This is a genomic window from Caldimonas tepidiphila, from assembly GCF_003569765.1.
GTDB classification, from domain to species: domain Bacteria; phylum Pseudomonadota; class Gammaproteobacteria; order Burkholderiales; family Burkholderiaceae_C; genus Caldimonas; species Caldimonas tepidiphila.
This window is the reverse complement of sequence record NZ_KZ983957.1, coordinates 89,436-114,193: the sequence shown is the minus strand read 5'-3', so window position 1 is coordinate 114,193 and position 24,758 is coordinate 89,436. Positions and strand designations below refer to the sequence as shown.

Genomic DNA, 24,758 nt, shown 5'->3' with positions numbered 1-24,758 from the left:
CTCAGAACAGGTCGATGCTGCCGGTCTGCGGTGCGCTCGGCGGCGCGAGCGCGCCGCTGGCCAGCAGCGCCGCATGGCTGCAGACGCGGTTGCGCCCGGTCTGCTTGGCGTGATAGAGCGCCTCGTCGGCGCGCTGGAAGGCCAGCGCCGGCGTGTCGCCCGGCCTCGCCTCCGCGAAGCCGACGCTCACCGTGACGCTGCCGACCTGCGGGAAGCGGAAGCCCTCGATGTTGCCGCGCAGGCGCTCGAAGGCCGACAGCGCCTCGGCTTCGTCGGCGCAGTGCAGCAGGATCACGAATTCCTCGCCGCCGAAGCGGTAGAGCCGGTCCTGGAAGCGGAAGGTGCTGCGCAGCAGTCGCGCGACGAGCAGCAGCACCTCGTCGCCGATCAGGTGGCCGAAGCGGTCGTTGACCGACTTGAAATGATCGATGTCGACCACGCCGAGCCAGCGGCGCGCTGCCTGCTCGGCGTCGCGGCGTTCGCCGTCGCCGCGCGGCAACGACGCTGCCGGCCGGGGCGCGGCGACGAACTTCAGGAAGGTCTCGTCGAAGCTCTTGCGGTTCAGCAGCCCCGTCAGCGTGTCGCGCTCGCTGTAGTCGAGCAGGCTCTCGAAGTTGCGGTAGATGCGCAGGATGCTGGCGACGAGCCGCTCGGTCTCCTCGCCGAGCGCCGCCGCCGAAGCGACCTCGATCACGCCGCCCGCCCCGCCCTCGCCGGGCAGCGGGAACAGCGTCAGCGCCCCGTGCGGCTGCGCCTCCCGCACCACCGCGGCGCGCTGCACGCAGTCCAGCCGCAGCGGGTGCTGCTGCGCCGGCGGCAGCTCGTCGAGCTCCAGCCAGGGGGGGTCGGACAGGGGCGCGAGGTCGCCGGCCTCCAGCGCGGCCCGCGTCTGCCAGCGCTGCCCGTGCGCGTCGCCCACCAGGCGGCAGGCGCTCACGCAGCGGCAGTGCAACAGGTCCATCAGCGCCGTCACGAGCGTGACGTCGAGCAGTTCGCGGTCGCGGTTGCCGGTCAGCGCGGCCACATGCTCCAGCGGCCGCTGGCCGGCCCCGGCGCCCGCTGCGGCACCCGGGACGTCACGGGGGGCGTCGCTGCCCCCCTCGTCCTTGCGGGACGGCTCAGACGAGTTGCTGCTCACGGCAGTACTGCGCAATCAATCCCAACAACTCCTCCTCGCTGTAAGGCTTGCCGAGGTAGTGGTCGACGCCGAGTTCGGCCGCATAGTCGCGGTGCTTCTGCGCGATCCGCGAAGTGATCATGATAACCGGCAGGTGCGCCAGCCCCGCGTCGGCGCGCATGTTGCGCACCAGATCGAAGCCGTCCATGCGCGGCATCTCGATGTCGCTGAGCACCACGGCCGGGCGCTCCTCCGCCAGCCGCTCCAGCGCCTCGAGGCCGTCCTTGGCCAGCGCGACGCGGTAGCCCTCGCGCACCAGCAGGCGCTGCGTGACGCGGCGCACGGTCAGCGAGTCGTCCACCACCAGCACCAGCGGCACGACGGCCTCGGCCTCGGCAGCCTCGCGGGCACTCGGCGTGGCGGCCTGTGCGCCCGCGGCCTGGGCCTGCAGCGTCAGCTCGCGCGCCGTCCTGCCGTACACCGTGGCGAGCGCCACCGGGTTGTAGATCAGACCCACCGCCCCGGACGCGAGCAGTGTCATGCCGGCCAGGCCGGGCAGGCGCGACAGTTGCGGCCCGAGGTTCTTCACCACCACTTCCTGGTGGCCGAGCACCTCGTCGACATGCAGTGCGACCCGCTGGCTCGCGCTGCGCACGATCACGACCGGCACGGTGCGCGCCGGCGTCTCGTTGCTGTGGCCGCTGGACTGCAGCAGCGCGCCGAGCCAGAAGAACGGCAGCGACTGCTCGCCGACCGCGAAGACGCCGCTCGCGTGGGCGTGCGCCACCTCCTCAATGCGGCCGCGCCGCACGATCTCGATCAGGCTCGCCGGCACGCCGACCACCGTCTCGCCGCAACGCAGCATCACCACCTGGGTGACCGCGGTGGTCAGCGGCAGCACCAGGCGCAGGCGGGTGCCCTGCCCGGCGGCGGTCGCCGTCTCGATGCGGCCGCCCATCGCGTTGACCTCCGAGCGCACCACGTCCATGCCGACGCCGCGCCCGGCCAGCTCGGTCACCGTCTCGGCCGTGGTCAGGCCGGGCAGGAAGATCAGCGCCGCGGTCTCCTCGTCGCTGAGCCTGGCGTCGGGGTGGATCTTGCCGGACGCGACGGCCTTGTCGCGGATGCGCTGCAGGTTCAGGCCGGCCCCGTCGTCGCGGAACTCCACCATCACCTCGTTGCCCTCCTGCTGCAGCGAGATGAGGATGGTGCCGATCGGGTCCTTGCCCGCCGCCGCCCGCTGCTCGGGCGACTCGATGCCGTGCGTCACGGCGTTGCGCAGCAGGTGCTCGAACGGACCGGTCATGCGCTCCAGGACGCCGCGGTCGACCTCGATCGAGCCACCGACGATGTCGAGCCGGACCTGCTTGCCCGACTCCTTGGCGGCCTGGCGCACGACGCGGTAGAGGCGCTCGAACATGCCCTCGAACTCCACCATGCGGGTGCGCAGCAGGTCGTCCTGCAGGTCGCGCGTCAGCCGCGCCTGCGCGGCCAGCTCGTCCTCGGCAGTCTGCAGCGTGCGCATCAGCGTGCGCTGCACGGTGTGCACGTCGTTGACCGACTCGGCCATCATGCGCGTGATTTCCTGGAAGCGCGTGAAGCGGTCGAACTCGAGCGGATCGAACTGGTGGCCCTCGGCCTTGGCAGCCTCCATGCGGGTGGCCATCTGGGTCTCGGCCTGCAGCTCGATGTCGCGCAGCTGCTGGCGCAGGCGCTCCAGGTTGTCGGTCAGGTCAACCACCGAGCTGCGGATGCTGCCGAGCTCCGCCTCCAGGCGCGCGCGCGTGATGCTCACCTCGCCCGCCTCGCCGACGAGGCGGTCGAGCAGCTGCGCGCGCACCCGCACCAGGGTCTGGCCGCCCGACGTGCCGCGCGGGACCGCGGCACGCGCAAGCCCGGAATGCGGCGTGAAGCGCGACCAGTCGATCGGCAGCAGGGACTCGACGGCAGGCAGCAGCGCCTGAGCACCGGCCTCGGCGCCGATCTCGGTCGCAACGGACCCGGCCGGCACGACCGGCATCGCGGCCGGCTGCGGCGCAGCGGGCTGAGCCGACTCGTGCAGCAGGGCCGCCGCGTCGGCATAGGCCTGCGCATCCATCGAGCGCAGGGCCTCGAAGGTGGCCGCCAACGCGTCGACCTTGGCCTGCAGCGCCTCCACGTCGGCGGAGACGATGTTGCCGCGCGCCATCAGGCGCTCGATGCTCGTCTCGAGCCGGTGGGCCAGCTCGCCCAAGCGCATCGCGCCGGCGAGGCGGGCACCGCCCTTGAGGGTGTGCAGCGTGCGCATGCAGGCATTGGCCACCGCATGCTCGCCCGGCTGCTGCAGCCATTCGCGCATTTCGCCGGCCAGCTTGGGCAGCAGTTCCTCGGCCTCCTCCTCGAAGATCGGGAACAGGTCGGTATCGACCGCGTCGACCGCATCGATATCGTCGTCGATGTCCTGGCGCCGCACCCCGGACTCGGTGCGCGGCGTCACCGGCGCCAGCGGCTCCAGCGTCTCGAGCGAAGTCACGCCGGAGCGCATCAGTTCGACCAGCGCGCTGTCCTCGCGCAGCGACGCGGCGGCCGGCTGCGGCACGGGGGCGGCCTCGTCGGCCGGCGCCGCGACCTCGCCGGATTCCGGCAGCAAAAGCACAGGCTCCGCAGCGTCGGCCTCGTCGGCAGGCGGCGCGGCGACCGCCTCCATCGCGGCCGGCTCCTGAAGCGCCTGGGGCTCCTCGGGACGAATCGCCTCCTCTGAAGCCGGCGCCGCCGGGCTCCTCGTGTCGTCCTCGCCGGATGCCGCAAACGCCGCCGGCTCGACGCCTGCGGGCAGCAGCGCCTCGTCGCCGAGCAGCGGCTCCATCTCGAAGGCCGCCGGATCGATCTCCGGCTCGTCGGCCGCGGCGGGATTGCGGTTCGCCTCGCCCAGGCGCTGCGCCGAATCCAGTTCGTGCGCAGCCAAGCGCTCGAGCAGCAGCGGCTGCGGGCTTCCGAGGAAGCCGGCGGCGAACTGGTGCAGCAGGCTGCGGATCTCCTCGGCCACGTCCCCGAACAGCAAGGCTTCCTGCGGGAGGCCGAAGCCGATCGTCTGCGTGCGCATCAGGGCATGCTCGAGCTGGCGCGCCAGCTGCGACAGTTCCGAGAAGCCCACGGTGGCGGAACAGCCGGCAAGCGAGTGGGCCGCGGCGATCGCGAGCTCGCTGGGCTGCTGGGTCGGCTCCACCGCCCACTCGCCCAGTTCGGCGCACAGTCGCAGCGACAGCTCGTCGGCCTCGGCGAGATAGATGTTGAACAGCGGCGTCGCCACCCGCAGCGGGCCGATGGCCTTGACGAGGTCGTCGCTGCTCGTGAGCTCCTCCTCGACCGCGAAGGCACCGGCCTCGGCGTCCGGCATGTCGCCGGCCGGCTCCGCGAGGTCAGCCGCCGGCTGCGCAGCGGGCTGATCGTCCGCCGCAGCGGACACCGCTTGCGGCTCGGCCGGGAGCAGCGCGTCCTGTGCCGGCTCCGTCGCCAACCCGGCCAGGAGCGTCTCCGCAGCTGCGGCGAGATCGGAGACGCCGAATTCCGGCGGCAACACCGACTCGGCCGGCACGGGCTCCCCCTGCGCGGGCGTGGAGAATTCCGCGGCATCGGCTGCCGCACCCGCAAGCCCGAAATCGAGATCGAAATCGATACGACCCGCGTCATGGGACGGCGGCTCGGCGCCCGGCGCCGGGATCTCGAACTCGAAATCGAGCGCCCCGAGGTCCGCGACCGCAGTCGCTTCGGCCGGCTCGCCGGGCTCCGGCAGGGCCGGCTGCACGGCATCCGGCGTCGCACCGATGACAGACTCGTCCGCGTCGCCCGTCCGCTGCGCGAACGCGGCCGGTGCCTCGTCCATCGCGGTCGCTGCCGGGAGGGTCGCAGCTTCGTCCTGTTGCGCAGAGGGCTGCGGAGCCGCCGGGGCGGCCACTGGCTCCGTTCCGAACAGCAGGTCGAAATCCGGCGCCGAGAACTCGACCGTCAAGGCAGACGTGTCGGCGGACTCGGCGACCCGGGCCGCGTCGACCGCGTCCTCGGCCGTAGCGATCGCGGGAGCAGGCGTGCCGGAGGAAAGATCGGCAACGAACTCGACCGCAGCCTCGCCCGGCAGTGTGGCGCCCTCGCCTTGCTCGGCCTCGAGCGGCGGCAGCTCGAACGCCGCATCGAACGGCGCCTGCAGGGCAGGAAGCTCGACCGCCTCGGCCTCCCCGGTCACCGGGGACGCGAGGTCGGCGGGGTCGAAGGCGTCGGCCTGCTCCGCCGGCACCGGGCCCTCTTCGGCAGCGGCGGGCAGGACGCAAGAAGCTGCCTCTACCGCAGGCGGCTCCTCCACGGTGGCCACGACTGAGGCCACCTCGAGCTCGAAGCCTTCGAACGGCAAATCGGCCGGCAGTCCGGACACCGCGGAGTCCGCAACGGCCGCTTCGGGCTCGACGGCCGGCGGCTCAGTCGGCTCGACGGTCGGCGTCATGCCCTCGCCGGCCAGCCCGACCGCCTCCGGCGCCGGCTCGGGCGCGAGGAGGGTGGCCGCTTCCGGCAGGGGCGCCTCGACGGCCTCCGTGGCGGCGACGATCTCGAGGTCGAAGTCGTCGAACGGGAAATCGGCCGCCGCGTCGGAGGCCGGCGGGATCTCCGGGGACTCGACGGCTTGCGGCGCGAACACTGGGGCGTCGAACGAGGGCGCGAGGTCCTCCACTGTGGCGGAGGCCTGCGGCGCGGGCTCGGTCGCGGGCTGCGCTGCCGCTTCCGGCAGATCGAGGGGCGCGGGTGCCGCCTCGGCAGCCGAAGAGGCCTCGAGTTCGAAGCCGTCGAACGAGAGCTCGACGACCGGCTCGGTCGCGGGAATCGCCGGGGCCGCGACGTCCTGCATCCCTTCACCGGCTTCGCTCGGCAGGGGCAGCGCCACGTCCGGCACCGCGAGCACCGGCTCGGCCGGCCCGGCGTCGATCACAGCCGGCAGGACCGGCTGCTCGAGGGCCGACTCTTCGACGGCCGGAGCCTCGGGAACGGTGGCGACCGGTTCGGCCGCTGCCGGCTGGACCTCGGCATGCGGAATCGCGATGCTGGCAAGCGGCACCACCCGGCCTTCGAGGCGCAGCGCATCGGCCGCCACGCGCACCGGGGGCGACTGGTGGGTCGGGGGGGTGCCGGCGGCGATTTCCTGCACCCAGGCGGACATGTAGGCCAGCACTTCGCGGCTCAGGGACAGCAGATCCTTGCTCGCGGGGCGCTGCTCGGCCAGCCAGAGGTTGTAGAGCTGCTCGCAGGCCCAGCCGGCTTCACCGAAGTCCTTCAGGCCGACCATGCGGGCGCTGCCCTTGAGCGTGTGGAAGGCGCGGCGGACCACGGTGAGCTGGTCGGCATCGCCGCGGTGGGCAGCCAGCTGGTCGAGCCCCTCCCCGGCCTGGACCAGCACCTCCGCCGCCTCCTCGAGGAAGATCTCCCGCATCTCCGCGTCCACCTCCTCGTCGACCAGCGCGGGCGGCAGCAGGGGCGCGGGATTCACCGCGGGCGGCAACGTGGCAGGCGCGGCAGCCACCGGGGCGGCGGGAGCCGAAGCCGGCGTCGCGGCTGGCACCGCGGGCGCCACGGCCGGATGTGGCATGGCTGGTGCGGCCGCGGGCTTCTCGGCGACTGGCGCCGGCACCTCCGCCCTCGGGCCTACCGGCAGCGAAGCGGGGCGCATGGGCTCGGGCACCGTGGGCACCGCGGCCGACGCTCCCTCGGCTGCAACCGGGGGAGCGTCGGGGACCGGCGGGAGGCCGGCCGCCTCGGCAGCCAGCGCCGCGGCGGGCTGCTGTGCGACCGCCAGCGCCGCCACCAGGGCCGGCGGCGCTTCGGGCCGCTGCGCTGCTTGCGGCACGAAAGCCGGCGCGGCGGGGGCCTGCGACTCGCCGGAGGATGCGGCAGGCAGCGGATGTTCGACGGCACGCCCCATCAGGGGGCGCAACTCGCCGGTCGCCTCGTCGAAGACGAACAGGCTCTTGGCCAGGTTCGGCTGGACGCTGACCATGTCGATCAGGAAGCCGAGGGCGCTGAGGTTGCCGGCGAGACGGTGGAACATCGCCTCGCGTGCCGGGCCTGGCTCGCCGGACCCGCCCGAGATGAGCGCATCGACGTCGTCGCGCATGCGCACCACGGCCTGCGACGCATGCTTCAGGCCGAGCACCGACAGCACGCCGCGCATCGCGCCGAGCTGCGCCGGCACCGTGACGAGCGCCGCGACGTCCTCGGGCTTGCGGAAGAACTGGTCGATGTGCTCCTCGGCATCGCTCAGCGAAGCGCGCAGCTCCTGCACCACGCTGCCCATCGTCTGGCGGTCCGAGACACGGCGGTAGAGGTCCTCCATCCAGGCTTCGAGCGGCTCGGGCTTCTGCCCGTGCCGCACCGCGGTGATGCGCTCGGCCAGCCGCGTCGTGCGCGAGACCTGGGCCGGATCGTCGAAGTCCGCATCCTCCAGCGAGGCTTCGAGATAGAGCACGCTGGTCGCGACCTCCATCGCCAGCGGCGCGCTCAGCGCGCCCCGGGCATTGACGGTCTGCACCACGGCCTGCTGCAGCGCCTCGGCCAGCACCTCCCCGCCGGGATAGATGCGGCGCAGGGAATCCCCCACTAGGCTGAACTGCTCGTTGAGGCTGTGCAGCCGGTGCATCTCGCCGCCGGCCACTGCCGACCAAGAGTCCTTGGCGGCCGCCACCCGCTTGCGGGCCTGCAGCAGCAGTGCCGGGTCGAAACGCCCGAGGTGCGACTCCTCGTAGCTCACCGGGACGGCCTGCTCGAGCCCGTAGGCGCGGCGCACCGCGGCGACACGCGGCGCCGGCGTGGACTGCGACGGCACGCACTGGGCGCAGAAGAAGAGCAGGTCCTGCGCGAGGCGGTCCGAGACCTCCGACTCGCCGCGGCCGAGCTGGCCGAACTGCGCCAGCACGCGCGAGGCGACGCGCTTGGTGTAGACGTCGTTGGGCAGCAGGCCCAGCGCCTGGCCCTGGAAGAAGGCGGCCGCCAGGCGCCAGAAGCTGCGCGTCTGCAATGTCGGAGCCTGCGCGCCGAGGCCGGCGCACAGCTCGCTCATGCGCGCGGCCACCACAGCCACCGCGGCCGGCTGCCGCATCATCGTCAGCAGCAGCCGCTCCATCTCGTTGCGCGCGGCGGCGTCCGCGGCGCGCGCCGCGATGCCGGGCTCGGCCGGCAGCTCGATCCAGCGCCAGTCGAAGCTCCACAGGTCGGCGGGATGCACGCGCTCCGCCCCGGCGAGCTTCTGCACCGCGCTGTACTGCGGGAACAGCGCCACGGGCGAGACCTTGCGGCCTGCGAGCAGGCGGGCGAGGTAGTCCATCAGCGCGAAGGCGGCCCGCTCGAGCACCTCCACTGCGGCGCGGTCGAGCTTGTGAGGCTTGAGCACGAAGCGCTGCACGGCCGCCTCGACGGCCCGCAGCAGGTGCGCGGCGGCGCTCAGCCCGACCAGCTCGAGGGCACCCGCGCTCTGGTGAAGCTGCTGGCGTGCGCCGCGCAGGATGGCCGGATCGACGTCATCGACATCGGAGGCGCCGGCACTTTCGGCCTCCTTCAGGAAACGGTGCAGCGCCTTGTTCGACGCTTCGAGCGACTTGCGCAGCTCTTCCTGGACCCACGCCAGGGCGCTGAGGTCGTCATGCGGTGGGGTGTCGCGATTGCTGTCCATGCCAAGCCCCAGGGTGTGGGTATCTGTTGGTTCTCAGGCGGCCCGGCGCGGGCCGCAAGCCCGCCATCCGAGCGTCACTGTCAGCGACTCATGCGCCATATCGCTCGAAAGCTGCGGAAAAACACGGTGCGGCCCGAGCCCGCTCGCGGCTCCGGCCGCATTCCTCGTGCGGCAGGATCCGCTTCGGCGCATCGGGCCACGCAGGCGGGGAATTCCACGCGCGTCAGCTGATGGTGAACCGGGAGACCGACTGCTTCAGTTCTTCCGCGCTCTTGGAGAGCTCACGCACCAGTTGCGCGGTGGAGCGGGTGCCCTCGCCGGTCTGCTCGGTCACTGCGAAGATGTGCTGGATGTTGCCGGCCACGACGTTGGCGGATTCGGCTTCGCGCAGCGCCTGGTCGGAAATCTGCGCGATCAGGTCGGCGAGCTGGCGCGACACGCGGTCGATCTCGCCCAGCGCGGTGCCGGCCGCGTCGGAGAGCTTCGCGCCCTCGACCACGCCCTGCGTGGAGCGCTCCATGGCGGCCACCGCGTCCTGCGTGTCGGTCTGGATCGTCTTCACCAGTGCCGCGATCTGGCGCGTCGCGTCCGCCGAGCGTTCCGCGAGGCGCTGCACTTCCTCGGCCACCACCGAGAAGCCGCGGCCTGCTTCGCCGGCGGAGGCCGCCTGGATGGCGGCGTTGAGCGCCAGCACGTTGGTCTGCTCGGTGATGTCCGAGATCAGTTCGGTGATTTCGCCGATCTCCTGCGACGATTCGCCGAGGCGCTTGATCCGCTTGGACGTGTCCTGGATCTGGTCGCGGATCGAGTTCATGCCGCCGATGGCGTTCTGCACCGCGACGAGACCCGACTCGGCGGCCTGCAGCGACTGCCGTGCCACCTGGGCCGACTGCTGGGCCTGGGCAGACACCTCGTTGATTCGGCTCGCCATGCGCAGCACCGACTCGCCGGTGTCGTGGATCTCGCGCAGCTGCTGCGTGGAGGCCGCCAGCAGCTCGGTGGACGTCGCTTCCACCTGCTGCGTGGTCTCGGTCACGCGCGCCACCGTGCCCTGCACCTGCGCCACCAGCGAGCGCAGCTCCTCCACCGTGTAGTTCACCGAGTCGGCGATGGCGCCGGTGATGTCCTCGGTCACGGTCGCCTGCTGCGTCAGGTCGCCCTCGGCCACCATCTGCAGCTCGTTCATCAGCCGCAGAATCGCCGCCTGGTTGGCGTCGTTGACGCGCTTGGCCTCCTGCTCCATGCGCTCGGCCTCGAGTCGCTGGTGCTCGGCGAGCATCGCGCGCTGGCGCTGGTCCTGCACGTAGACGTAGCCCAGGCCGGCGATGCCCAGCAGCGCGAGCGTGCCGGAGCCCAGCAGGCCGAGCAGGTTCAGCAGGCCGAAGCCGGCCTTCTCCGCCAGGCTCTCCTGCACGCGCGCCAACCCGACGCGCAACGGCTCGCTGTCGGCGATGATGGCCGAATGGGCCTCGCGTGCGGAAACCAGACCCTGCAGGTTGCCGAGGATGGCGCTGGCCTGGTTGCGGGTCTCGTCGTAGAGCTTGAGCAGCGTTTCCAGGCGCTCGCGCGTCTGCTCGTCCCGGGCCGCGGGCAGGCGCAGTTCGGCATTGCCCTCCAGCAGGCCCTCGCCGATCTCGCGGAAGGAGTTCAGGTCCTTGCCGAGCAGGAACACCGCCTCGGGGCTCACGCCCTCCATCGTCAGGAACTCGTTGGCCGACTTGCCGATGCGCTGTGTCAGCATCACCAGCTGGCCGGCGGCCGAGATCTCGGCGGCGGACGCGTTGCGCTGCAGCTTCAGCGACACGATGGTCTCCGCCACCTCGAGCAGCTCGGACGACTGGCGGTTGATGCTGCGCAGCGCCTCGCCCACCTGGGTCAGGATCTTCTGCTGGCCCAGCACGGTGGCCGCGTTCTTCTCGGCCTGGTCGACGAGCGGCAGCAGCGGGCGCAGCAACTCCTGCACCGCCCCCCCGGCGGGATCGATCCCGAGTTGCTTGTTGCCCTGGGCGAGCGCCCGCACGTCGCGGGCCAGCACCTCGCCGCTTTCCTCCACCTCGGGGAAGGCCTGCGGACTGCCGACGAGCGCCTGCGACACCGACTTCGCGAGGCGCTGCGACTGCATCAGCGACTGGCCGGTGGCGCCGACCTGCGCCGCGGCGACGTTGGCGCTGTTCTGCGAGACCAGCGCGACCGTGACGAGGCCGACGAGGCCGACGGAGGCCAGGCCGGCGAGTGCGCGCTGCTGCTGGCTCACCGGCATGCGTCCGATCAGCGGCAGCTTGGTGCGGGCGCCCTGGCGGGCGATGCGCTCGATCGGCGTCTGCGTGTCGAAGGCCTCGGTGGCGAGCTCCGACGGCGCGACCTCCGAGATGATCGAGGTGTCGGCGCCGTAATCCTGCGAGGCGCCTCCCGGCGAGGACTTGCCCGCGCCGCCGCGCGCGGACTCCCTGAGCATGAGCGAATCGTCGCGCGCGCCATCGTCCTGGTCGCCCTTCGGCTTGCGGCCCCAAGCCTTCATCCGGTTCAACATGCTCATGCTTCCCTCGTTCCTGTTATGTCGGTCGTTTGCTTTTGATGGGACCGTGTCGGCCTGCGCAAGACGCGCTGAAGGACAGCCCCTGACTAAACCATGATTTTCAGAAAAGCCTCGTCACCGGCCAGGGCGGCCAGGTTCAGTTCCAGCCACACGCGCCCCGCCTCGTCGCGGTACTGGCCGCCCACGAAGGCCGGCAAGGCCTGGGCGCCGCGGGGCAAGGCCGTCATCTGCTCGCGGCCGCGAAGCCCGGACAGCCGCTCGAACAGCAGCGCGCAGTTGGTCTCGAGTGCCGCGCCGAACGCCACGACGCGGGTCTGCTCCCTCGCGCCCTCCGGTGCGCCGGAAACCGGGGCCCTGCGCAGGCCGAGGAAGCCAGCGAGGTCCACGACACCGTGCAGCCCGCCGCGCAGATTGGCGACGCCCACGAACCAGGCGGCGGTGTGGGGCACCGGCAGCACGACACCGAGCGGAAAGATCTCTCCGGCCTCGACCAGCGGCAGCAGGAAGCCGACGCCGGCCGACTCCACCGCCAGCCAGGTCGCGGCGCGGTGCTCGGTGCGAGCCTCCCGCATCCGCTCGGCGAGCCGGGTCTGCAGATCACGCAGCGCTTCTTTGTTTGCCATTCATTCCGCCTGTGTGCTGGGCCTTCGACATGCCGCGCCCGCCCCTCCCTGAAGGCCTGCGCAGCGGACGCGAGCAGGGCCGCGCGTCAGTCAAACGCCTTGATCTTGGCGAACAGTTCGTCGGGGTCGACCGGCTTGACGACGTAGTCGCGCGCACCCTGGCGCATGCCCCAGACCCGGTCGGTCTCCTGGTTCTTGCTGGTGCACATGATCACCGGCACGTCGGCGAAGTTCGGGTCGCGGGTGATGGAGCGCGTGAGCTGGAAACCGTTCTGGCCCGGCATCACGACATCCATCAGGATCAGATCGGGCTTGTCCTCGGCCAGACGCTTGTGCGCCTCCTCGCCGTTCTCGGCGGTGCGCACCGCGTAGCCCTTCTTGACGAGCAGCTCGGAGAGGTAGTGCAGCTCGGTCTTCGAATCGTCGACCAGCAGGATCTTTTTGACTGGCATGGTGAGCTTCCTTTTCCCTTATTCATCGCAGCCGCCCGCGGGGGCCGGCGCTGACAGACAGATCGGGGCGTCTGCGGCGCTTCACCGCAAGCCGCCGCGACGCACCGGCGAGAACCCTCAGCCGCCGCGCCCGTGCTGCTGCACGGCCTGCAGCAACTGGTCCTTCGTGAACGGCTTGGTGAGATAGTCCTGCGAACCCACCATGCGGCCGCGCGCCTTGTCGAACAGGCCGTCCTTGGAGGACAGCATGATCACGGGCACGGACGCGAAACGGGGGTTGCGCTTGATGATGGCGCAGGTCTGATAGCCGTCGAGACGCGGCATCAGGATGTCGCAGAAGATGAGGTGCGGCTCATGGTCGTTGACCTTGGCCAGTGCATCGAAGCCGTCTTCGGCCAGCACCACCTGGTAGCCACCCTGCTTGAGGAAGATCTCGGCGCTGCGGCGAATCGTGTTGCTGTCGTCGATGACCAGCACCTTGATGGCAGTGGCCCCTTCGGGCACGGCGCGTGCTGTCATTTGCGTTGCAGTTTCGCTCACTCAGCCCTCTCCTCAGTGACAGGTGGTGCGGTGCTCAGATCTGCACCATCTCGAAGTCTTCCTTGCGAGCACCGCATTCCGGGCAGGTCCAGTTCATCGGGACGTCAGCCCACGCGGTGCCGGGAGCGATGCCGTGCTCCGGATCCCCGGCGGCCTCGTCATAGATCCATCCACAGATAAGGCACATCCAGGTTCGAGGTTCGCTCACGATGTATCGGCTTCACTACAATGACCGAAAAGATTGTAGCGGTAGCACGTAAGCAAAGTTAAGCGAGGACGCCAGCTTACTGTCGATTCTTCACGTAATCTTTGCGCCTCCGCAGACCTTCTCAACGCCCTCGCGGGCGCCATGCATGACTCAAGACCCCCGATCGCCCGAATCCGACGACCCGAACCTCGACGAAGACGTCGGACCGCCCTGCGTGATGAGCTTCAACGCCAACGACCCCAGCGGCGCGGGCGGCCTCGGCGGTGATGTCGCGACGATCTCGGCCATGGGCGCGCATGCGCTGCCGGTGGTCACCGCGGTGATGCTGCGCGACACCGCGGAGGTCTTCGACCACAGCCCGATCGATGACGACGCGGTGGTCGAGCAGGCCCGCGGCATCCTGGAGGACACCTCGATCTTGGCCTGGAAGGTCGGCTTCCTCGGCAGCGCCGAGGGCGTCAGCGCCGTGGCCGAGGTGCTGAGCGACTACCCCGACGTGCCGCTGGTGAGCTACCTCGGCACGCTGTCGTGGATGGAGGAGGACGCGCTCGAGTCCTACCTGGAGGCCTGGCGCGAGCTGGTGCTGCCGCAGACCGCGGTGCTGGTGGGCAACCAGGCGACGCTGACCAATGCGCTGCTGCCCGACTGGGAGGCCGACCGTCCCGCCTCGCCGCGCGAGATCGCGGTGGCCGCGGCCGAGCACGGCACGCGCTTCGTGCTCGTGACCGGCGTGCAGCTGCCCGACCAGTTCATCGACAACGTGCTCGCCTCGCCCGAGGGTCCGATCCTCGGCGAGAAGTTCGAGCGCTTCGACACCAGCTTCGTCGGCGCGGGCGACACGCTGTCGGCGGCGCTCGCGTCGATGCTCGCCAACGGCGCCGAGCTGCACGAGGCGGTCGCCGAGGCGCTGACCTTCCTGGACCAGTCGCTCGACGCCGGCTTCCGCCCCGGCATGGGCTCCGTGGTGCCCGACCGCTTCTTCTGGGCCCAGCCGCCCGAGGGCGAGGAAGGCGCAGAGGAACCCGGCCCCGAATCCCAGCCTCCGTCCGATCCCCGACATGTCCACTGATCCGATCCAGAGCGCGGCGCTGTTCGAGCGCGCGCAGCGCGTCATCCCCGGCGGCGTCAACTCGCCGGTGCGCGCCTTCCGCGCCGTCGGCGGCACGCCCCGCTTCATCTCGCGCGCCGAGGGCGCCTACCTGTACGACGCCGACGGCCGGCGCTACATCGACTACATCGGCTCCTGGGGGCCGATGATCCTCGGCCACGGCCATCCGGCGGTGCTGGAGGCGGTGTGCAGGGCCGCCGCCGACGGGCTGTCCTTCGGCGCACCGACCGAGCGCGAGGTCGAGCTCGCCGAGGAGATCCTGAAGCTCGTGCCGTCGATGGAGCAGGTTCGCCTGGTGAGCTCGGGCACCGAGGCCGCGATGAGCGCGATCCGCCTCGCGCGCGGCGCCACGGGCCGGCCGATGCTGATCAAGTTCGAGGGCTGCTACCACGGCCACGCCGACGCGCTGCTCGTGAAGGCCGGCTCCGGGCTCGCGACCTTCGGCAACCCGACCAGCGCCGGCGTGCCGCCCGAGGTGGTGCAGCACACGCTGGTGCTCGAGTACAACAACGTCGAGCAGCTCGAGGAGGCCTTCGCGCTGCACGGCAGCGACCTCGCCTGCGTGATGATCGAGCCGATTGCCGGCAACATGAACTTCGTGCGCGCGAGCCTGCCCTTCATGCGGCGGCTGCGCGAGCTGTGCACCGAGCACGGTGCGCTGCTGGTGTTCGACGAGGTGATGACGGGCTTCCGCGTGGGGCTGGCGAGCGCGCAGGGCCTCTACGCGGCCGCGATCCCCGGCTTCCGGCCCGACCTGAGCGTGTTCGGCAAGGTGATCGGCGGCGGCATGCCGCTGGCGGCCTTCGGCGGCCCGCGCGCGGTGATGCAGCATCTCGCGCCGGTCGGCGCGGTCTACCAGGCAGGCACCCTGTCGGGCAACCCGGTGGCCACCGCCTGCGGCCTCGCGACGCTGCGCGAGCTGCAGAAGCCCGGCTTCTTCGAGGAGCTGTCGCGCAAGACGCGCCTGCTCGTCGACGGCCTGGCCGGCGCGGCGCGCGACGCGGGCGTGCCGCTCGCTGTGGACTGCGAGGGCGGCATGTTCGGCTTCTTCCTCGCCGAGTCGCTGCCGCAGAACTACGCGACCGTGATGGCGACCGACCGCGAGCGCTTCAACCGCTTCTTCCACGGCATGCTCGAGCGCGGCGTCTATCTCGCGCCGGCGCTGTACGAGGCCGGCTTCGTCAGCGCCGCGCACAGCGACGCCGACCTCGCCGCGACCGTCGACGCGGCACGCGAGGCGCTGCGCGCCGGCTGACAAGAGCCTCTCCCGCCGCGGCCGGCCTGCGGCCCGCGGCGCTTCATTCAGGCCGGCGCCGAGCGCAGCCCGTAGGCCTTGCCGCCGACGAAGAGGTATTCCGCGCGCAGCCGCGCCTCCCCCTGGGGCTGCTTCTGCACGAAGCCGACCACCGAGAGCTCGGCGCCCGGTGCGATCTCCCCGAGGCCCCAGGCACCCAGGCGCGTCAGCGGCGCGAGTTCCACTGTCCAGCGCCGGTCGGGCCGCTGCGGCAGCGCGGCGCGCGCGAGCAGCGCCGGGCCGTCCACCGGCGCGGCCTGCGGCGGCAGCGGCCGCCGCGCGAGGTCGGGCGGCAGCGCGAGCTGCGGCTCGAGCTCCAGCAGGATCTCGGCGTGCGGATTGCGCCAGCGGACCTGCGCGGCCCGCCCTTCCAGGTAGACCGGCTGCGTCTCGTCGAAGTTGCTCCAGCCGTGGTGCGCCTGCGCGAGGCGCGCGAAGAGGCCGGTGCCGGCGGCGGCGATCAGCAGGTGGCGGCGTTGCATGCTCGGCTCCTTGGGACTCAGGCGTAGGCAATCCAGCGTCCGCAGATGATGACGGCGATCCATAGCCCCAGCGACAGCGCGGTCTGCGCGCGCGCCCAGCCGTCGGGCCGCGCGAGCCCGCCGCGGGCATGGAAGGCCGCCGCGTTGCAGCCCGCGATGAAGAGCAGGCCCATCTTCCAGACGAAGTAGCGGTTCGCGACCAGCTCGGACGGCTGGCTCGCGAACATCAGCAGCCCGGCCGCCGCGGCGAGCGCGAAGCCGGCCAGCGACACCGGCAGCGCGAGCCGCGCCAGCGCGGCGAGCGGCAGCTCGCGCCCGAGGCCCCAGAGGCGCAGCTCGAACATCAGCAGGCTGCCGAGCAGCACGCCGATGCCGACGATATGCAGCGCCTCGAGCGCCGGATAGGCCCAAGGATGGGCGCCGATCCAGGCGAGCGCAGGCAGGTCGAGCGGCGGCGGGGAGGTCTGCATGCCCTCACGCTAGCAGCGGCGCCGCCGCCGTGCCGCCCCCGCTCCTAGAATCCCGGGCCATGCATATCCACATCCTCGGCATCTGCGGCACCTTCATGGGGGGAATCGCAGCCCTGGCCCGCGAGGCGGGCCACCGCGTGACCGGCTGCGACGCCGGCGTCTACCCGCCGATGAGCGACCAGCTGCGCCGGCTCGGCATCGAGCTGATCGAGGGCTGGGACGCCTCGCAGCTCGGGCTGCGCCCCGACGTCTTCGTCGTCGGCAACGTCGTCAGCCGCGGCAACCCGCTGATGGAAGCGATCCTCGACGCGGGCCTGCCCTACACCAGTGGCCCGCAGTGGCTGGCCGAGAACGTGCTGCAGGGCCGGCACGTGCTCGCTGTCGCGGGCACCCACGGCAAGACCACCACCACCTCGATGCTCGCCTGGGTGCTCGAGCACGCGGGCCTGCAGCCCGGCTTCCTCGTCGGCGGCGTGCCGCAGAACTTCGGCATCTCGGCCCGGCTCGGCGACGCCGCGCCCGGCGCGCCCTTCGTGATCGAGGCCGACGAGTACGACACCGCCTTCTTCGACAAGCGCAGCAAGTTCGTGCACTACCGGCCGCGCACCGCGGTGCTCAACAACCTCGAGTTCGACCACGCCGACATCTTCGACGACCTCGCGGCGATCGAGCGCCAGTTCCACCACCTCGTGCGCACCGTGCCGGGGCGCGGGCGGCTGGTGGTCAACGGCCGCGAGGAGAGCCTGCAGCGCGTGCTCGCGCGCGGCTGCTGGAGCGGCATCGAGCGCTTCGGCGTGGCCGGCGGCTGGAGCGCCGAGGGCGAGCCCTCGGCCTTCGACGTGCGGCGCGGCGGGGAGAAGGTCGCGCGCGTCGAGTGGCCGCTGCTCGGCGAGCACAATCAGCTCAACGCGCTCGCGGCGATCGCGGCCGCGGACCACCTGGGCGTCGCGCCGCAGGCCGCAGCCGAGGCGCTGGCTCGCTTCGAGAGCGTGAAGCGCCGGCTCGAGCTGCGCGGCGAGGCCGCGGGCATCCTCGTCTACGACGACTTCGCGCACCACCCGACCGCGATCCGCACCACGATCGACGGGCTGCGCCGCACGCTGCCCGACGGGGCACGCATCCTCGCGGTGTTCGAGCCGCGCTCGAACACGATGAAGCTCGGCACGATGAAGGCGCAGCTGCCCTGGTCGCTCGAGGACGCCGAGCTCGCCTTCTGCCACGACGGCGGTCTCGGCTGGGACGCGGCCGAGGCGCTCGCGCCGATGGGCGCGCGCGCGGTGGTCTGCGGCGACATCGCGACGCTGGTCGAGCGGGTGGTCGCGGCCGCGCGCCCCGGCGACCGCGTGCTGTGCATGAGCAACGGCGGCTTCGGCGGCGTGCACGACAAGCTGCTGGCGGCGCTCGCCGCCGCGCCCCGGGAGGCCGGAAGCGCGCCGTGAAGCGCAGGCTCTACCTGCTCTTCGGCGGCCTGGCGGTGGTGCTCGGCGCGATCGGCGCCTTCCTGCCGCTGCTGCCGACCACGCCCTTCCTGATCCTCGCCGCCTGGTGCTTCGGCCGCGCCAACCCCGAGTGGGAGGCGCGGCTGCTCGCGCACCCGCGATACGGCCCGCAGATCCGGGCCTGGCGCGAGCGCGGCGCGGTGCCGCGCCACGCCAAGCGGCTGGCGACGGCGCTGCTGCTGCTCAGCGCCGCCGGCGGGCTGTGGCTGCTGCCCGAGCCCTGGCGCTACCTGCCGGCCGCGATCGGCCTCGCGGTCGGCGCCTGGTTGTGGACGCGGCCGGACTGAAGCGCGTCCCGGCAGCGGCGGCTCAGCCGCGCAGCATCGAGGCCTTGAGCGCCTGCTCGAGCGTGTTGAGGCTGTCGAGCAGGTGCGCGCGCGTCTCCACCGGCAGCCGCGCGTTCGCCGATGCGCGCTTGAGCCGCTCGCGCAGCGCAGTGGCGTGCAGCCGCGTCAGGCTCAGCGCGTCGGGCGGCATCGCCGCGCCGCCGGTGAGCTGCGCCTGCACGCGCCTGAGGTGCTCGCGCTGCAGGTTGCGGCGCAGCGGGTCGATCGCGGTGCCGCGCGGCAGCTCGCTCCACACCGCGTCCTGCACCGAGCCGTAGACCTCGTGCAGCGTCAGCGGCGCGCGCGCGCCGCGGCCCTGCTGCTGCGGCGCGTAGTTCGGCAGCTCCAGCACCCGCGTCGCGGTGCCCGGGCTCATCAGGCGGTCGAGCACGGTGGACTGCACCGACAGCACCGCCTGCGGCACGCTCACCGGCCCGGCCGCGCCGCGGTCGAGGAAGTCCGGCGACAACCGCGCGACGAACTCGGGCCGGAAGCGGAAGCTCTCGGTGCCGAACAGGCCGCGCGTGAGGAACTGCAGCGCCTCGCGCTGGCGCTCGGCCGGCAGCGGCGTGTAGACCGGGCGCGCCGCCGCGCCCGGCACCGAGCGCACCTGCTCCATGCCGCCGACGTACTTGCTGACCAGCTCGGCCGAGCGCGCGAGCTGGCGGAAGCCCGACAGCATCACGCGGCGCTGGCGCGTCGCCTCGTCGCTCGCCTGCGGCAGCCGCTGCTGCTCGCGCTGCCACATCTCCTGCGACAGCGTCAGCCGCTTCCTGAACCACGCGAGCGGGTCGTCGCCGAGGTCGAATCGGTTGGCCAGCGGGTCGAAGCCCTCGATGCCGCCGAAGCCGCCTGCGTCGTGGTCGTCGGCGTAGGCGAGCTGCGGCTCGCTGCTGCGCGCGGCGATGCGCGCGAGCTCCGCCGCCTCGCTGGCCGCATCGAGCGGCCGGTAGGCGTACTCGATCGCCCAGTAGTCGTAGGGGCCGAGCGTGGTGTTGCTGAACTGGCCCTGGCGCTCGCCCGAGGCGGCGAGGTTGAAGGCGTTGTAGTCCATCACCGAGCCGGAGATGCCGTGCTCGGCAGTCCAGGCCGCATCCTGCAGCCGCTCGCGCGGCACGGTGGTCGAGGCCTTGAAGTTGTGCTTGAGCCCGAGCGCGTGGCCGACCTCGTGCATGATCGTGTCCTTGATCGCCGCCTGCACCACCGCCTCGGCCTGCGGGCTGTCGGCCGCGATGTCGCCGCGCGACTCCAGCATGTCGAGCGCGAAGTGCATCTCGGAGGCCGCCTCCATCGCGTAGTGGCACTGCGCCGCTGGCTCGCCGCGGGCCTGCGCCTGTCCCTGCGCATGCGCCTGCCCCATCAGCTGCGCGAGGCGCTGCTCGGAGTTCAGCCCGGCGTCCTCGACGATGAAGCGGCGCGCGCCGCGCGCGAACACGTCGCTCATGCCGATGTCGGCGTCGAGGATCTCGCCGCTGCGCGGATCGGAATGCGAGGGCCCGATCGCGAAGCCGACGTCCGCGCCGACGAACCAGCGGATCGACGCGTGGCGGCTGTCGAGCGTGTCCCAGTCGGCGTCGTCGGGCTGCTGCTGCACCACGATCGCGTCGCGGAAGCCGATGCGCTCGAAGGCCTTGTTCCACTCCAGCACCCCCGCCGTCACGGCGGCGCGGTAGCGCTCGGGGATGTTGCGGTCGAGCCAGAACTGGATCGGCTGCTTCGGCTCGGACAGCGCCGCGTCCGGCTCCTTCTTCTCGAGGCGCCAGCGCTTGACGTGGTGCACGCGCGGGTTGGCGCGCGCCTGGCCGCCGAGGTCGGTGAAGGCGTCGGTGAAGTGGCCGAGGCGCGGGTCGGCGCGGCGCGGGCGCATCGGCGTCTCGGGCAAGCGCGCGAAGCTGTAGACGAGGCCGACGAAGAGGCTGCGGCCGTCGGGCAGCGTCGAGGGCGGCGGCGCCCCGCCCGGCGCCACCGGCAGGCGCGGCGTGCTGAAGTGCAGCCGCACCGACAGCGTGCTCATGTCGGCGGTCGCGTTGCCGCGCTCGAAGAAGGAGTTGGCGCGGTCCACCAGGTAGGGCAGCCGGTAGGCGCGCTCGAGCGAGGCGCCGTAGCCGGGCAGGTCCGCGAGCAGCATCGCCGCGTCAACCAGCACCGACTTGCGCTGCGGGTGCGGCGCGCTCGCCATCGGCCCCGATGCGAGCAGGCTGTCGGAGAAGGCCTGCTCGACGGCGCGCTGCGAGGGCAGGTCGCCCTCGGCGCGCCAGGCCATGTTGCGCGCGAGCAGCTGCACCTGGCTGCCGACGCGGCGGAAGCTCGCGACCCAGCTCGGCCCCATCTGGCTGCCGTAGAGCCCGCGCTCGCCGACCGAGTGCGAGACGTTGGCGGCGAGCAGGAAGGGCCGCTCGAACATCTCCTCGGGAATCTCGATCCACAGCCGGTCGTCGCGCCGCCACAGCGGCAGGAAGCCCTCGCTGCGCACCGCGCCGCGCACCACGTCGTCGAAGCCGCGCGTGCCGGCGGGCGTGGCAGGCTGCGGCAGGGACAGCGCGCTCGCCAGCGGCGTCGCGCCGCCGGACGCGGTCTGCGCCACGACGACGGCCGTGGCGGCGGGCTCGGGAGGCAGGCTGGCACAGCCGGCGAGCAGGGCCAGGGACAGCGCCAGCAGGGGCGGCGGCCGAAGCACGAAACAGTCGCTCACGAAACGGAATCCTCGGTTCTGGGGGGCGGGCACGCTTCCTGAAAAAGCGCGCGCAGTATAGGAAGCGAGCGCCAACCCCGCATATGCGTGCCTTCCCGCACCGTGACCAATGTTTGCTTCCGGCACGGGATCGACAGGAGGGGCGCGCCGGCTAGACTGCCCCCGATCCCGATGCTGCGCCGCGACATGACGACCACCACCCACCTGCTCTACCTGCACGGTTTCCGCTCCTCCCCCCGCTCGATGAAGGCGCAGAAGGTGGCCGCGCGCGTGCAGGCGCTGCAGCAGGCCGGCCACGCGCTCGCCTGGCACTGCCCGCAGCTGCCGCCCTCGCCCGCCCGGGCGATGGCCGAGGTGTTCGAGGCGGTGGCGCAGTGGCCCGGCGAGCGCAGCGCCGTGATCGGCAGCTCGCTCGGCGGCTTCTACGCCTGCGTGGTGGCCGAGCGGCTCGGCTGGCGCGCCGCGCTGCTCAACCCCGCGGTGCACCCGGCGCGCGACCTCGCGCGCCACATCGGCGAGCAGACCGCCTGGCATTCCGACGAGCGTTTCTATTTCCGGCCGGAGTACGTCGACGAGCTGCGCGCGCTCGACCCCGGCGCGCTGACCCGGCCCGAGCGCTACTTCGCGGTGATCGCGAAGGGCGACGAGGTGCTGGACTGGCGCGAGATGCACGCGCGCTGCCAGGGCGCGCGCATCAGGCTGCTCGAGGGCGGCGACCACGCGCTCAGCGACTTCGACGCGCACCTCGACGAGATGTTCGGCTTCCTGCAACTCCCTCACCGCTGAAGGATTTCCGCATGCGCCTGAAGAACAAGGTCTCCATCGTCACCGGCGCCGCCCAGGGCATCGGGCTGGCCACCGTGCTGAAGTTCGCCCGCGAAGGCGCGATCGTCGTCGTCTGCGACCTGAAGCAGGACGCGGTGGACGCGGCGGTCGCGCAGTGCCGCGAGCTCGGCGCCGAGGCGCTCGGCTTCGCGCTCGACGTGACGCAGCGCGCGCAGGTCGACGCGATGGTCGCCGCGGTGCGCGAGCAGTACGGCCGCATCGACGTGCTGGTCAACAACGCCGGCATCACGCGCGACGCGCGGCTGCAGAAGATGACCGAGGAGCAGTTCGACGCCGTGATCGACGTGAACCTGCGCGCGGTGTTCCACTGCGCGCAGGCGGTGGCCGACACGATGTGCGCGCAGGGCTCGGGCGTGATCCTCAACGCGAGCTCGGTGGTCGGCATCTACGGCAACTTCGGCCAGACCAACTACGCCGCGAGCAAGTTCGGCGTGATCGGCTTCACGAAGACCTGGAGCCGCGAGCTCGGCCCCAAGGGGGTGCGCGTCAATGCGGTCGCCCCCGGCTTCATCGAGACACCGATCCTTTCCACCATTCCCGACAAGGTGATCGAGCAGATGCGCGAGAAGGTGCCGCTGCGCCGCCTCGGCCTGCCCGAGGAGATCGCCAGCGTCTACGCCTTCCTCGCCTCCGACGAGGCCTCCTACGTCAACGGTGCGGTGATCGAGGTCGCGGGCGGCATGACGGTCTGAACGCGGGCCGCGCGGCGGCGGCGCGGGGACCCGCGAGCGCGCGGGGGCACTGCTGCTCGTCATCTCCGTGTCAAAGGGCCATCCGGCCCGGCGCGGGGATCGGCGACAATCGCGCCCCATGTTTGCCCTCTTCGAAGACGCCGGGAAGTTCCTCGCCGGCCGCGTGATGTCCGAAGCCGACACCTCGGCGCAGATCGAGCTGGAATCCGGCAAGCGCGTCAAGGTCAAGTCCGCCAATGTGCTGCTGAAGTTCGACAAGCCCGCGCCGGCCGAGCTGCTCGCGCAGGCGCAGTCGCTCGCCGCAGAGATCGATCTCGACCTCGCCTGGGAATTCGCCCCGGAGGACGAGTTCGGCTTCGCCGACTTCGCGCGCGACTATTTCAACGCCAGCGCCGGCAGCGTGCAGCAGGCCGCGGCGCTGCTGCGCCTGTTCGACGCGCCGCACTACTTCCGCCGCGCCGGCAAGGGCCGCTTCAGGAAGGCGCCCGAGGAGATCGTCAAGGCGGCGCTGCTGGCGATCGAGCGCAAGAAGCAGCAGCAGGCGCAGGTCGATGCCTGGGCCGACGAGCTCGCGGCCGGCACCTGCCCGCTGCCGGTGCGCGAGCAGCTCTACCGCATCCTGTTCAAGCCCGACAAGAACGCCCTGGAATACAAGGCGGTGGTCGAGGCCGCCCGGCGCGCGCACCTCGCGCCGCTGGAGCTGCTGACGCGCGCGAAGGCGATCGACAGCCCCTACCAGTTCCACTGGCGCCGCTTCCTGTTCGAGCACTTCCCCAAGGGCACGGGCTTCCCGCCGCTGGCCGCGCCGCAGATCACCGACGAGCTGCCGCTGTCCGCGGCGCAGGCCTTCAGCATCGACGACTCGCAGACCACCGAGATCGACGACGCGCTCTCCGTGCAGGGGCTCGGCAGCGGCACCGTGACCTTCGGCGTGCACATCGCCGCGCCCGGCCTCGCGATCACGCCCGACTCGCCGCTCGACCAGGTGGCGCGCAACCGCTGGTCCACCGTCTACATGCCGGGCTACAAGCTCACGATGCTGCCCGACGATGTGGTGCAGAGCTACACGCTGCAGGAAGGCCGCGACTGCCCGGCGGTGTCGATCTACTTCACGATCGACGAGGCGACGCTCGAGGTCCGCGCCAGCGAGACGAAGCTCGAGCGCGTGCCGATCGCCGCGAACCTGCGCCACGACCGGCTCGACGGCATCGTCACCGCGGCGAGCCTCGCCGGCGAGGCGCCGGCCGACTACCCGTTCGCGACCGAGCTCGCCTTCTGCTTCCGGCTCGCGCAGGCGCTCAAGGCCCAGCGCGAGATCGCGCGCGGCAAGCCCGAGAACTTCAACCGGCCCGACTACAACTTCCGCCTGATCGGCAACGGCCCGGACAACGCGTCCGAGCCGAGCGGCGCCGAGACGGTGCAGATCAGCACGCGCCGGCGCGGCGAGCCGCTGGACCTGATCGTCGCCGAGGCGATGATCCTCGCCAACAGCAGCTGGGGCGGCTGGCTCGCCGAGCTCGGCGTGCCGGGCATCTACCGCAGCCAGGCCAGCCTCGCGCCGGGCATCAAGGTGCGCATGAGCACCAAGCCGGCGCCGCACGCCGGCATGGGCGTCAAGCAGTACACCTGGGCCACCTCGCCGCTGCGCCGCTACGTCGACCTCGTCAACCAGTGGCAGATCATCGCCTGCGCGCGCCACGGCCGCACCGCGGCGCTGGCCGCGCCCTTCAAGCCGAAGGACGCCGCGCTGTTCTCGGTGATCTCGGGCTTCGACGCGGCCTACGGCGCCTACGGCGACTTCCAGCACGGCATGGAGCGCTACTGGACGCTGCGCTACCTGCACCAGAACGGCATCACCGAGCTCAACGCGAGCGTGATGAAGGACGGGCTGGTGCGCGCCGAGAGCCTGCCGCTGGTGTTCCGCGCCGCCGGCGCCGAGCCGCTGGCGCGCAACGCCCGCGTGAAGGTGCGCCTGGGCGGCATCGACGAGCTGACGCTCGACGTGCACGCCACCGTGATCGAGCGCCTCGACGAGAGCGCGGCGGCCGAGCCGCTGGCGCTCGCCGACGAGGAGGTCGAGGAGCTGGAGGAGGCGAGCGCCGGCCCGCTGTCGCTGGCGATCGAGCTCGACGACGCGGAGCCCGCCGAGGCGCCTGCCGCCCCGCCCGCGCCCTGACCCTTTCTGCTCC

At 72.0% G+C, this 24,758-nt stretch carries 17 protein-coding genes; 7 read left to right on the top strand and 10 right to left on the bottom strand.

The annotated features are described in order from the left end of the window. Position 1: 1 nt before the first annotated feature. From D3A59_RS00485 to D3A59_RS00450, 7 genes are all read right to left on the bottom strand, one after another. Positions 2-1,138, bottom strand: a complete 1,137-nt coding sequence (locus tag D3A59_RS00485; RefSeq protein ID WP_240635870.1) for a GGDEF domain-containing protein — start codon at positions 1,136-1,138, stop codon at positions 2-4. Beyond that, the gene (locus D3A59_RS26065) at positions 1,119-8,801 is read right to left on the bottom strand and encodes a hybrid sensor histidine kinase/response regulator (RefSeq protein ID WP_240635869.1); all 7,683 of its coding nucleotides are present in this window, start codon (positions 8,799-8,801) and stop codon (positions 1,119-1,121) included. Before D3A59_RS26065 ends, D3A59_RS00485 begins: the two co-directional genes overlap by 20 nt. A 223-nt stretch (positions 8,802-9,024) precedes the next feature. Further along, on the bottom strand, positions 9,025-11,337 hold the full coding sequence (locus D3A59_RS00470; RefSeq protein ID WP_119152966.1) for a methyl-accepting chemotaxis protein: 2,313 nt from the start codon (positions 11,335-11,337) through the stop codon (positions 9,025-9,027). A gap of 86 nt (positions 11,338-11,423) precedes the next feature. Continuing rightward, complete coding sequence (locus D3A59_RS00465; protein WP_119152965.1) at positions 11,424-11,960, bottom strand: chemotaxis protein CheW; 537 nt, start codon at positions 11,958-11,960, stop codon at positions 11,424-11,426. 86 nt (positions 11,961-12,046) lie between these two features. Continuing rightward, complete coding sequence (locus D3A59_RS00460) at positions 12,047-12,412, bottom strand: response regulator (RefSeq protein ID WP_119152964.1); 366 nt, start codon at positions 12,410-12,412, stop codon at positions 12,047-12,049. 117 nt (positions 12,413-12,529) lie between these two features. Beyond that, positions 12,530-12,931, bottom strand: a complete 402-nt coding sequence (locus D3A59_RS00455; protein ID WP_119152963.1) for a response regulator — start codon at positions 12,929-12,931, stop codon at positions 12,530-12,532. 55 nt (positions 12,932-12,986) lie between these two features. Then, on the bottom strand, positions 12,987-13,139 hold the full coding sequence (locus D3A59_RS00450; protein ID WP_047193774.1) for a rubredoxin: 153 nt from the start codon (positions 13,137-13,139) through the stop codon (positions 12,987-12,989). 166 nt (positions 13,140-13,305) lie between these two features. Between D3A59_RS00450 and thiD the strand changes: the two genes are divergently transcribed. Together thiD and hemL are read left to right on the top strand one after the other, a co-directional pair. After that, positions 13,306-14,229: a bifunctional hydroxymethylpyrimidine kinase/phosphomethylpyrimidine kinase gene (thiD, locus tag D3A59_RS00445; protein WP_240635868.1), complete on the top strand. Its 924-nt coding sequence runs from the start codon at positions 13,306-13,308 to the stop codon at positions 14,227-14,229. After that, positions 14,219-15,523, top strand: coding sequence for a glutamate-1-semialdehyde 2,1-aminomutase (gene hemL, locus D3A59_RS00440; RefSeq protein ID WP_119152961.1), 1,305 nt, complete (start codon positions 14,219-14,221; stop codon positions 15,521-15,523). Before thiD ends, hemL begins: the two co-directional genes overlap by 11 nt. 47 nt (positions 15,524-15,570) lie before the next feature. Here hemL and D3A59_RS00435 read toward each other — a convergent pair whose 3' ends face one another. Then, complete coding sequence (locus tag D3A59_RS00435) at positions 15,571-16,044, bottom strand: DUF6152 family protein (protein WP_119152960.1); 474 nt, start codon at positions 16,042-16,044, stop codon at positions 15,571-15,573. A gap of 17 nt (positions 16,045-16,061) precedes the next feature. Then, the gene (locus tag D3A59_RS00430; RefSeq protein ID WP_119152959.1) at positions 16,062-16,514 is read right to left on the bottom strand and encodes a hypothetical protein; all 453 of its coding nucleotides are present in this window, start codon (positions 16,512-16,514) and stop codon (positions 16,062-16,064) included. 59 nt (positions 16,515-16,573) lie between these two features. Here D3A59_RS00430 and mpl point away from each other — a divergent pair, with 59 nt between their 5' ends. Then, positions 16,574-17,953 carry a UDP-N-acetylmuramate:L-alanyl-gamma-D-glutamyl-meso-diaminopimelate ligase gene (mpl, locus tag D3A59_RS00425; RefSeq protein ID WP_119152958.1) on the top strand — a complete coding sequence of 460 codons (1,380 nt, stop codon included), beginning with the start codon at positions 16,574-16,576 and terminating at the stop codon, positions 17,951-17,953. Then, positions 17,950-18,300 carry a YbaN family protein gene (locus D3A59_RS00420; protein WP_119152957.1) on the top strand — a complete coding sequence of 117 codons (351 nt, stop codon included), beginning with the start codon at positions 17,950-17,952 and terminating at the stop codon, positions 18,298-18,300. Before mpl ends, D3A59_RS00420 begins: the two co-directional genes overlap by 4 nt. Before the next feature lie 22 nt (positions 18,301-18,322). On the opposite strand, the gene D3A59_RS00415 is transcribed toward D3A59_RS00420, so the two are convergent. Next, positions 18,323-21,031 carry a zinc-dependent metalloprotease gene (locus D3A59_RS00415; protein ID WP_119152956.1) on the bottom strand — a complete coding sequence of 903 codons (2,709 nt, stop codon included), beginning with the start codon at positions 21,029-21,031 and terminating at the stop codon, positions 18,323-18,325. 186 nt (positions 21,032-21,217) lie between these two features. On the opposite strand from D3A59_RS00415, the gene D3A59_RS00410 reads away from it, so the two are divergent. The 3 genes from D3A59_RS00410 (at position 21,218) to D3A59_RS00400 (ending at position 24,745) form a co-directional block, all read left to right on the top strand. Next, positions 21,218-21,817, top strand: coding sequence for a YqiA/YcfP family alpha/beta fold hydrolase (locus D3A59_RS00410; protein ID WP_119152999.1), 600 nt, complete (start codon positions 21,218-21,220; stop codon positions 21,815-21,817). A gap of 11 nt (positions 21,818-21,828) precedes the next feature. Continuing rightward, positions 21,829-22,569, top strand: coding sequence for a 3-oxoacyl-ACP reductase FabG (gene fabG / locus D3A59_RS00405; protein WP_119152955.1), 741 nt, complete (start codon positions 21,829-21,831; stop codon positions 22,567-22,569). A 118-nt stretch (positions 22,570-22,687) separates the two neighbouring features. Beyond that, positions 22,688-24,745, top strand: coding sequence for a ribonuclease catalytic domain-containing protein (locus D3A59_RS00400; RefSeq protein WP_119152954.1), 2,058 nt, complete (start codon positions 22,688-22,690; stop codon positions 24,743-24,745). Positions 24,746-24,758 lie beyond the last annotated feature (13 nt).